At 69.2% G+C, this 11,507-nt stretch carries 2 protein-coding genes; both read right to left on the bottom strand.

Translation table 11 applies throughout. The annotated features are described in order from the left end of the window. Positions 1–9: 9 nt before the first annotated feature. Positions 10–10,428 carry a type I polyketide synthase gene (locus FXF68_RS35035; protein ID WP_187438287.1) on the bottom strand — a complete coding sequence of 3,473 codons (10,419 nt, stop codon included), beginning with the start codon at positions 10,426–10,428 and terminating at the stop codon, positions 10–12. 50 nt (positions 10,429–10,478) lie between these two features. Next, positions 10,479–11,384, bottom strand: a complete 906-nt coding sequence (locus FXF68_RS35030) for a proline iminopeptidase-family hydrolase (RefSeq protein ID WP_148767042.1) — start codon at positions 11,382–11,384, stop codon at positions 10,479–10,481. Positions 11,385–11,507 lie beyond the last annotated feature (123 nt).

Below are 11,507 nucleotides of genomic sequence, written 5' to 3'. Positions count from 1 at the left end.
GGGTGTGGGTCAGGAGATTCCGAGTTCCTCGTCCAGGACGGCGAACAGCTCGCTGTCGCTGGCCGAGTCGAGATCGGGCGCGCGGCCGGCGTCGTCCTCCGGGCCCTCGCCGTCGTGCCGGTCCTGCCAGGCGCGCAGCAGGGCCTCCAGGCGGGCGGTGATGCGGGCGTGCGCGCCGTCCGGCAGGTCGGCGGCGGTCAGGCCGGGTGCGGACAGCGCCGTCTCCAGCCGGTCCGCCTCGGCCAGGACGAGCCGCGACGGGTCGTCCTCGCGGGGGCCGATGGACGTGCCGATCTCCTGCGCGACGGCGCGGGCGGTCGGATGGTCGAACAGCAGCGTCGCGGGGAGCCGCAGCCCGGTCGCCGCGCTGAGCGCGTTCCGCAGTTCCAGCGCGGTGAGGGAGTCGAAGCCGAGTTCCCGGAACGCGCGGTCCGGCTCGACCTCGCCCGCGGACCCGCGCCGCAGCACCACGGCCACCCGTTCGCGGACCAGGCCGAGGAGTTCCTTCTCGCGTTCCGGGCCGGGCAGCCCGGCGAGCCGGCGGGTGAGGTCGGCGGCGGCGTCCCGGCCCGCCCGGACGGTCCGGCGCGCCGTCCCCCGGAACAGGGTGCGGAGCTTCCACGGCAGCACGGCGGGGTCGGCCTGCGCGGCGACCCGCTCGTCCAGCGGGACGGCGATCAGCACGGGTTCGTCCACTCCCGCCGCCGCGTCGAGCAGAGCCATGGCCTCGTCCCCGGCCATGGGGATCATCCCGGCCTCGGCCATCCGCCGCCGGTCGACCTCGCCGAGCCCGGACGTCATCTCGCTGGCGTCCGCCCACAGCCCCCACGCGAGCGACTGCCCGGCGAGCCCGTTCGCCCAGCGGTGGGCGGCGAGCGCGTCCAGGAACGTGTTCGCCGCCGCGTAGTTGCCCTGGCCGCCGTTGCCGAAGACACCGGAGTTGGACGAGAACAGCACGAAGGCGTCGAGGTCCAGGCCCGGGTCGCGGGTCAGCTCGTGGAGGTTCCAGGCCGCGTCGACCTTCGGGCGGAACACCGCGTCCAGCCGGTCGGGGGTCAGCGAGCCGAGCGCGCCGTCGTCGACGACGCCCGCCGCGTGCACGATCCCGGACAGCGGGTGCGCTGGGTCGATCCCGGCGAGCAGCGCGGCGGCGGAGTCGCGGTCGGCGACGTCGCAGGCGGCCACGGTGACGGTCGCGCCGAGCGCGGACAGCTCGTCGCGGAACTCGGCGGCGCCCTCGGCGGCCAGACCGCGCCGCCCGGCGAGCAGCAGGTGCCGGACGCCGTGCTCGGCCACCAGATGGGTCGCGACGAGCCGTCCCGCCATGCCCGTACCGCCCGTGATCAGCACGGTTCCGTCCGGGGCGAACGCCGGGGCGGCGGAGTCGGCGGGGGTGGGACGAGGGCGTGGGACTCGGGCCAGGCGCGTCCGGTAGGTGACGTCGCCGCGGACGACCAGTTCTGATTCGTGCGCGGCCATGAGCGCGCCGATGTCGGGCGCGTCGGGCGCGTCGGCGTCCAGGTCGGCGAGGACGATCGTGCCCGGGTGTTCGAGCTGGGCCGTCCTTACGAGGCCCCATATTGCGGCGCCCGCGAGATTTGTCACGTCCTCACCGCGCACGGATACCGCACCTCGGGTGAGGATGAGGAGGTCGCTCTGCAGGAACCGCTCGTCGGTCATCCAGGTCTGGAGCACTTCGAGCGTCTGGTGCGCGGTCGCGTGGGCGGATTCCGCGTCGTCGCCGGTTTCGGGTTCCAGGACGACGACGTCGGGGATTTCGTCGTTCAGGTCCTCCCAACGGGCCCAGGTCTTTTCGTGTGGCGCTGACGGCGGGGTGATCGGGGACCATTCGACACGGAACAGCGAGTCCAGGTATTCGGCGCGGGCCGCGCCGAGCTGGTCGGGGCTTACTTGGCTCGATGCCACGGCGTGGGCGGTCAGGACCGGGTTTCCCGTGTCATCGGTGGCCAGCAGGCTCATGCCGTCCTGCTCTTCCCCGGTTGGGGAGAGGTGGACGCGGAGGGCCTTGGCGCCGGTTGCGTGGAGGGTGAACCGCGTCCAGGCGGATGGCATCCGCGGTCCGTCGTCGTGGTTGAGTGACTGGAGTTGCGTGGCGGCGTCGAGCAAGGCCGGGTGGATACCGAAACGGTCGGTCTCTGTCTCCGGTGGGAGGGCCACTTCCGCGAACAGCTCCTCGCCTTGGCGCCAGGCGGCGCGCAGTCCTTGGAAGAAGGCTCCGTAGGCGTGGCCGCGGCCGAACAGCTGGTCGTAGACGTCGTCCAGGTCGAGTTCGGTCGCCCCGGCGGGCGGCCAGGCGGTGGCCGGGTTGGGTGCGGGCGTCTCGGCGTCGGACGTCAGCGTGCCCGAGGCGTTCCGGGTCCAGGGGCCGCCGTCCCGGCGGGAGTGGATCGCCACCGTCCGCTTCCCGGACTCGTCCGGGGCGCCGACGACGACCTGGACGTCAATCCCGCCGTCTGTGGGGAGCGACAGGGGCGCGTCCACCGTCAGGGTGTCGACGACATCGCAGCCGACCTCGTCCCCGGCCCGGACGGCCAGCTCCACGAAGCCGGACGCGGGGAAGACCGCCGCGCCGAACATCTCGTGGTCTGCCAGCCACGGCTGCGTGGCCGAGGACAGCCGTCCCGTCAACACCACGCCGTCAGAATCGGGCGAGGCGACCACGGCCGCGAGCAGCGGGTGCTCGGCGGACGCCTGGCCGAGGCTGGAAACGCCCCCGGCGACGGTGGGCGCGTTCGTCCAGTAGCGGGTGCGTTGGAAGGCGTAGGTGGGGAGTTCGACTCGGTGTCCGCCGTGGTGGGTGAAGAGTGCGGGCCAGTCGATGGTGGTTCCGGTGACGTGGAGGTGGGCGAGCGCGGTGAGGAGGGTGGCGGTTTCGGGACGGTCGCGGCGGAGCGCGGCGACGCTGACGGTCTCGTCTGCAGCCACCATCGCGGTGAGGACGCCGTCGGGTCCGATTTCCAGGAATCGGGTGACGCCGTTGTCGTGCAGGTGGGTGAGGGTGTCGTGGAACCGGACGGCGTCACGGACATGCCGCACCCAGTACTCAGGGTTGGGCTCCGCACCCACGATGGGGAGGGCGGGGGTGTTGTAGGTGATGGATTGGGCGATCTGGCGGAAGTCGTCCAGCATCGGATCCATCAACGGCGAATGGAAGGCGTGCGAAACCCGAAGACGGGTTGTCTTGCGTCCGAGTTCGGTGAAGTGGTCGATGGTTCGGGTGACGGCGTCTTCGGTGCCGGCCACCACGATCGATTCCGGGCCGTTCACCGCCGCGATACCAACCAGTGTCGGATCCAGGAGCGGAGTGACTTCGTCTTCGGTGGCTTGGACCGCCGCCATCGCTCCACCCGGCGGGAGCGCCTGCATCAACCGGCCCCGAGCCGCGACCAGCTTCGCCGCATCCTCCAGCGAGAACATCCCAGCGACATGCGCCGCCGCCAATTCACCAATCGAGTGACCCGCCACGAAGTCAGCGCGGACGCCCCACGATTCCAGGAGGCGGAACAGGGCGACTTCGATGGCAAACAGGCCGGTCTGAGTGAAAGCGGTCTGGTCCAGCAGATCGGGTTCACACCAGATGACGTCCTTCAAGGAACGACCCAAGTGCCGGTCCAGTTCAGCGCAGACGGTGTCGAAGGCATCGGCGAACACCGGGAACGTCTCATACAACTCCCGGCCCATGCCGAGACGCTGTGCGCCTTGGCCGGAGAACAGCAGCGCGGTCGAACCCGGACCCGCCGGGCCGGTGCCGACGACAACGTTCGGATGCGGTTTCCCAGCCGCCAACGCAGCCAGCGCATCCAGAGCGGAATCACCGTCACCCGCCAAGACCACCGCACGCCGCTCCAACAACGCACGGTCACTCGCCAACGAGAAACCCACGTCCAAGGGGTTGAGTTCGGGGTGGTTCAGCAGGTGGGATCGCAATTTCTGCGCCTGATTCCGCAAGCCGTCCACGGATTTGCCGGAGACCGTCCACGGCACGACGCCCGGACTGGCGGGAGACTCCGACGCCGCAGCTTCGGCTTCCTCGGCCTGCTCGATGATCACGTGAACGTTGGTGCCGCTGATGCCGAACGAGGAGACTCCAGCTCGGCGGGGACGGCCGTTCCGCGGCCAGTCGCGGGCTTCGGTGAGCAGTTCGACGGCTCCGGCCGACCAGTCCACGTGCGGGGACGGCTCGTCCACATGCAGCGTCCTGGGCAGCACACCATGCCGCATCGCCTGAACCATCTTGATGATCCCCGCCACACCGGCAGCGGCCTGCGCATGACCCATATTCGACTTGATCGACCCCAACCACAACGGCCGACCCTCAGGACGATCCTGACCATAAGTCGCGATAACCGCTTGCGCCTCGATCGGGTCACCGAGCACCGTGCCGGTCCCGTGCGCCTCAACCGCGTCCACATCGGCGACACCCAGGCCCGCATTGGCAAGTGCCTGGCGAATAACACGCTGCTGCGACGGCCCATTCGGAGCCGTCAGGCCGTTCGACGCGCCGTCCTGGTTGACTGCACTGCCGCGAACGACGGCCAGCACCGGGTGACCGTTGCGGCGAGCATCCGACAGACGCTCGACCACCAGCACACCCACACCCTCAGCCCAGCCCGCGCCATCAGCCGACGCTGAGAACGACTTGCACCGACCATCAGCGGCCAAACCACGCTGACGACTGAACTCCACGAACATCCCCGGCGTGGACATCACCGTCACACCACCAGCCAACGCCAGCGAGCATTCACCCGAACGCAACGCCTGTGCGGCCCAATGCAGGGCCACCAATGACGATGAGCACGCCGTATCCACGGTGACGGCCGGGCCTTCAAGGCCCAGCGTGTAGGCGACACGGCCGGAGACCAGGCTCCCGCCGCTAGTGCTCGCGCTGTCCAGGTCGCCGAGGGCGTAGTCGTGGTACATCAGACCGGCGAAGACACCGGTCGCACTCCCCCGCAAAGACGACGGGTCAATACCCGCCCGCTCGAACGCCTCCCACGACGCCTCCAACAACAAACGCTGCTGCGGATCGGTATCCGCCGCCTCACGCGGCGACACACCAAAGAAATCAGCATCAAAATCCGCCGCGTCATACAAGAACCCACCCTCACGAGCGATGCTCTTACCCGGACGGCCAGGAACCGGATCGAACAAACCCTCCACATCCCAGCCACGATCGACCGGGAACCCCGACACCGCATCCACACCACCCTCGACCAGACGCCACAAGTCCTCAGGCGAAGCGACACCACCCGGATAACGGCACGCCATACCCACGATCACAATCGGATCGTCATCGACCTTCTGAACGCTGGCAGTGACGACCGGCCCGCCAGTCGTCCCAGAGAGTTCCTCCTCCAGGTGTTCGGCGACAGCCTGTGCGGTCGGATAATCGAAGACCAGCGTTGCCGGGAGACGAAGACCCGTCTCAGCCCGCAGCGCATTCCGCAACTCCACCGCCGAAAGAGAATCGAAACCCAGGTCACGGAATGCACGGGTCGGCTCCACCGTGTCCGCGGACACGTGTCCGAGAACGGACGCCACCTGAGCACGCACCAAATCCAGGAGGACGGCCAAGCGTTCGGCCGATTCCATGTTCGCCAGGCGGTCTTGTATCGACGAGTCAGCGCGCCCTCGCACCACCTGGGTTGTGCCGCCGCCGGACATGTCGCGCAGCAGAGCCGGTACGTCGTCTCGCTTCCGCAGCACCGCACGGTCGACGCGGAGCGGGACGACCACTGCGTCATCCGCTCCGAGCGAGGCGTCGAACAATGCCAATGCCTCGTCCGTGGACAACGGCGGCAGGCCGAGACGTCGCATGCGTTCGGCGTCCACGCCGTCCGGATTCGCGGAATCGCCGGTGTCCCAGAGCCCGAACGCCATAGACGTCGCCGTCAGCCCGAGAGAGCGGCGATGCTCGGCCAGCGCGTCCAAGAACACATTCGCCGCCGCGTAATTGCCCTGCCCAGCCGCCAGAACCAACCCACCGGCAGACGAGAACAACACGAACGCCGACAGATCCAGCTCACGGGTCAACTCGTGCAGATGCCACGCCCCATCCACCTTCGGACCGAACACCGCATCAACCCGATCGGGCGACAACGAACCGATCAAGCCGCTGTCGATCACCCCAGCGGCATGCACGACACCAGTCAGCGGATGCTCCGCCGGGATCCCATCCAGCAGATCCGCCACGGCCTGACGATCCGAGACATCACACGCCGCCACCGAAACCTCGGCACCCAGACCCGCCAACTCCGCGCGAAGCTCCACAGCACCCGGCGCATCCAGGCCACGGCGACTCGTCAGAACCAAATGCCGCACACCATGAACCGACACCAGATGACGCGCGACCAGCGCACCCAGACCGCCCGTCCCGCCGGTGACCAGGACCGTCCCAGACGGGTCCCACCGGAATGGTTCGCTCGGACGAGCCCGCACCAGGCGGGAGACACCTACCTGGCCACCACGAATGACGACCTCAGGCTCGTCACCAGATACCACGACGCCAGCAAGGGCAGTAGCCAACTCAGACGCATCATCCAGATCCACCAGTACGAAACGACCCGGATTCTCCGCCTGCGCCGCACGCAACAAACCCCGCACCGGAGCCAGAACCAGACCAGCATCGCGAAGGACGACCACCAACCGGGACGCGGCAAACCGCTCATCCCCCAGCCATTCCTGCATCACACCCAGTGCGGAGTGAGCCGTCGCACGCACATCCGCCAGAACGCCGCCACCAGCGGCAGGAGGCGACCACACCACGACATCTGGCACACCAGCGGCCGCAAGACCCGCCAAATCCGCAAACACTGGGACGTCCGCGGAAAGGCCACACCGATCCGGTCCCAGGACGGCCAGGCTCACATCGCCATGCGACTCGCCTACCGGCCTGTGCGACCATTCCACCTTGTAAAGGGAATCGCTCGTCCCGCCGGCCGACGTGAGTTGTTCGGGTGACACCGTCCGGGCCGCCAGGGATTCCACGCTGAGCACCGCGCGACCGTTCTCGTCCGCGACCGTCATGCTGGTTGGGCCGCCGTCCCGTCCCAGCCGGGTGTGAACGCGCAGCGCCGACGCGCCAGAAGCGTGCAGTTTCACCCCGCTCCATTCGAAGGGGAGCTGAGTTGCGCCGTCCGGACGTTCGACGTCGAGCAGTTCGGCGTGCATGCTCGCGTCGAGCAGGGCCGGGTGAAGTCCGAACCGTTCTGCGTCGGCCCGGGCCTGTTCGGGGAGGACGGCTTCGGTGTAGAGGTCGTCGCCGTGCCGCCAGGCGGCCCGCAATCCCTGGAAGGCGGGGCCGTAGGCGTAGCCGTCGTCGTGCAAGCGCAGGTAGGCGTCGTCCAGGTTCACGGGGACGGCACCCGGCGGGGGCCACGCGGTCAGGTCGACCGGCGCGATATCGGCACCGGTTCCCAGCACCCCGGTGGCGTGCCGTTTCCACTCCTGGTCGGACGAACCGTTCTCGGGCCGCGAGTAGATGCTCACCGGCCGATCGCCGGAGGCGTCCGCCTCGCCGACCACGATCTGGACGGCGACACCGCCGCGCTCCGGCAGCACCAGCGGCGCCCCGAGCGTCAGTTCCCGCAGCGCGTCGCATCCGACCTCGTCACCCGCGCGGATCGCCAGTTCGACGAACGCGGCGCCCGGCAGCAGGACGGTCCCCAGCACCTCATGGTCGGCCAGCCACGGCTGCGATTCGGCGGACAGGCGTCCGGTCAGCACGGCCCTGCCGGAGTCCGGCGCGACGACCACGGCACCGAGCAGCGGGTGATCGACGGCCTCCAGACCGGCCGAGGTCACGTCCCCGTCCCGGCCGGAGGAGTCGAGCCAGTAGCGCTCGCGCTGGAAGGCGTAGGTCGGCAGCTCGACCACACGGGCCGCGCGTCCGGCGAACACCGCACGCCAGTCGACGTCCAGGCCGTGCGCATGGACCTGCCCCAGGGCCGTCAGCAGTTCCCTGGCCTCGGGACGGTCCCGGCGCAGCACGGGCGCGACGATTTCGGTGTCCGAGTCGCCCCGCACCATCGCCGTCAGCACGCCATCGGGACCGATCTCCAGGAACCGGGTCACACCCTGGTCACGCAGGTCAGTCACGGAAGCGTGGAACCGGACGGCGTCGCGGACGTGCCGCACCCAATACCCAGCGTCCGCCTCCGCGCCCAGGACAGGAATGGAGGGTGCCTTGAAGGTGACGGATTCGGCGACCGGGCGGAAGTCGTCCAGCATCGGGTCCATCAGCGGCGAATGGAACGCATGTGACACCCGCAACCGGGTCGTCTTGCGTCCCAGCCCGACGAAATGTTCGATGATCTTTGCGACGGCGTCCTCGGCACCTGAAACCACGACCGACTCGGGCCCGTTGACCGCCGCGAGACCGACGACCGTCGAGTCCAGCAGCGCAACGACCTCGTCCTCGGTCGCCTGCACAGCCGCCATTGCCCCACCCGGCGGCAGCGCCTGCATCAGGCGACCCCGAGCAGCCACCAGCCGGGCCGCGTCCTCCAGCGAGAACATCCCGGCCACATGCGCGGCCGTCAACTCGCCGATCGAATGACCCGCGAGGAAATCAGGCCGGACAGCCCACGACTCCAGCAACCGGTAAAGCGCGACCTCGACCGCGAACAGACCGGTCTGAGTGAAAACGGTCTGGTTCAGCAGCTCAGACTCAGACCAGACCACTTCCTTCAGCGGCCGATCCAAGTACTCATCCAGTTCCCCACACACCGCGTCGAACGATTCCGCGAAGGCCGGGAAGGCGGCATGCAACTCCCGCCCCATCCCGACGCGCTGGGAACCCTGACCCGAGAACAAGAACGCCGTCTTGCCGTCCGAGCGAACAGGACGGCGCGGCTCCCCGGACGCCAAGCGTCCAAGCCCTGCGAGCAGTTCCGCGCGGTTCTCGCCCACCACGACCGCACGATGCTCGAACGCCGCCCGCGCCGTGACCAGCGAGAACCCGACGTCTTCAGGAAGCAACTCAGGCCGCTCCCCGACGAAATCGAGCAGCCGCGCGGCCTGGGCGGGCACCGCGTCCCGGCTCCGCGCCGAGATCACCCACGGAACCACGCCCGCCTCAGGCGATCCCGAACGCGGCTCCTCCTCCACCGAAGGGGCCTGCTCGACGATGACGTGCGCGTTCGTCCCGCTGATCCCGAACGACGAAATCCCGGCCCGCCGCGGCCGCTCCCCGTCCGGCCATTCACGCGCCTCGGTGAGCAGTTCGACACTCCCAGCCGACCAATCCACGTGCGGTGTCGGCTCGTCAACATGCAGCGTCTTCGGCAACACACCATGCCGCATCGCCTGGACCATCTTGATGATCCCGGCCACCCCTGCAGCCGCCTGCGTATGCCCGATGTTCGACTTGATCGACCCCAGCCACAACGGACGCCCTTCCGAACGTCCCTGGCCATAAGTCGCAAGCAATGCCTGCGCCTCGATCGGGTCGCCTAGGTTCGTCCCCGTGCCGTGAGCTTCGACCGCGTCCACATCAACGGCGCTGAGCCCGGCGCTCGCCAATGCCTGGCCGATCACCCGCTGCTGCGACGGCCCGTTGGGAGCCGTCAAGCCGTTCGACGCGCCATCCTGATTGACCGCCGAGCCACGAACCACGGCCAGCACCGGATGCCCGAGCCGCCGAGCATCGGAAAGACGCTCGACCAGCAGCATCCCCGCGCCCTCGCCCCACGACGTCCCGTCCGCCGAAGCGGCGAACGACTTCGCGCGGCCATCCGCGGCGAGGCCCCTTTCCAAGCTGAATTCGATGAACGTCCCCGGTGTGGCCATGACGGTCACGCCTCCGGCGAGCGCCAGGGAGCACTCCCCGGACCGCAGCGCCTGCACCGCCAGGTGCAGCGCGACCAGCGACGACGAGCACGCCGTGTCCACCGTGACGGCGGGGCCTTCCAATCCCAGCGTGTAGGCGATCCGCCCCGAGACGATGCTGCCGTTGCTGGAGCTGTTGCCGTAGTCGTGGTACATCAGCCCGGCGAACACGCCGGTCCGCTCGCCGTGCAGGGACGACGGGTCGATCCCCGCCCGTTCGAGCGCCTCCCACGACACCTCCAGCAGGAGCCGCTGCTGCGGGTCCATCGCCAGCGCCTCACGCGGGCTGATCTTGAAGAAGGCCGGGTCGAACTCGGCGGCGTCGTGCAGGAAGCCGCCGGTGCGGACGTAGCTCTTGCCGGGCGTGCCGGGTTCGGGGTCGTAGATGCGCTCGGTGTCCCAGCCACGGTCGGACGGGAACGGCGACACCGCGTCCACGCCGCCCGCGACGAGCCGCCACAGGTCTTCCGGCGAGGCGACGCCGCCCGGATACCGGCAGGCCATGCCGACGATCGCGACGGGTTCGGTGGCGGCGGCCTCGAGCGCGGCGCTGTGCCGCCGGAGCCGCTCGTTCTCCATCAGCGAGTCGCGGAGCGCCTCGATGATCTCTTCGACGGACGCGTCCACGGTCAGCCTCCGACCTCGTCCAGGAACTCCGCCAGCACGTCGGTGAAGCGCGCGGGCTCCTCCAGGTGCGGCACGTGGCTCGACTCCTCGAAGACCACCCACCGCCGGACGTCCGGGATCAGTTCCGCGTAAGGGCGCACGGTGGCGGGCGTCGCCTCGTCGTGCCGCCCCGAGAGCAGCATCGTGGGGACGGCGACGCGCGGCAGGCGGTCCTCCACCGTCCAGTCCCGCAGGGTTCCGATCACGTGGAACTCCGACGGGCCGTTCATCGTGCCGTAGACCGTGGAGTCGTTCTGGATCTCCATCAGCGACGCGACGAGATCGCGCGGCCACGGCCGCACCCGGCACAAATGTTTCTCATAGAAGATCTGCATGGCTTGCATGTATTCCGGGCTGTCGGTCGTTCCGGCGGTTTCGTGCTCGGTGAGGGTTTCGTTCACTCCGGGCGGGAGCGCCTCCCTCAGCACTTTCATTTCCTGACGCCACAGCGGATACGAAGCGGGCGAATTCGCGATGACGAGTGCGCGGAGCCCGGCGGGACGGGTCGCGGCGTGTTCCGCCGACAGCAATCCGCCCCACGACTGCCCGTAGAGGACGTAGTCGTCGGCGATTCCGAGCTCGTTCAGCAGGTTGTCGAGCTCGTCGAGGAACAGCCGCACGGTCCAGAATTCCGGGCCGCGGCCGGGCAGCCGCGTGGAGCCGCCGTTGCCGAGCTGGTCGTAGTGCACGACGGGCCATCCGCGCTCGCTGAGCGAGGCGAGGTTCAGCAGGTAGTCGTGGGTGCTCCCGGGCCCGCCGTGGACGACCACGAGCGGCGGGCGGCCGGCCCGGAGGTCCCCCGTGACGCGGTACCAGGTCCCGTGTCCACCGAAGGGCGCTATTCCCTTGGCACTGGGCGCCAATGACACCTGGTCCCCCCTAATTCGGCTCGTGCGGCCGGTGAATTGCCCGCCGCAGGACGGTCCCCCGGACCGGCGGCAGTCCAACTCGACACTAGTGGGGGCCGGCCCGGGCAATGCCCCCTGAACCGA

The sequence above is a fragment of the Actinomadura decatromicini genome (assembly GCF_008121305.1).
Taxonomy (GTDB): Bacteria; Actinomycetota; Actinomycetes; order Streptosporangiales; family Streptosporangiaceae; genus Spirillospora; species Spirillospora syzygii.
This window is presented reverse-complemented; position numbering and strand designations above follow the sequence as displayed.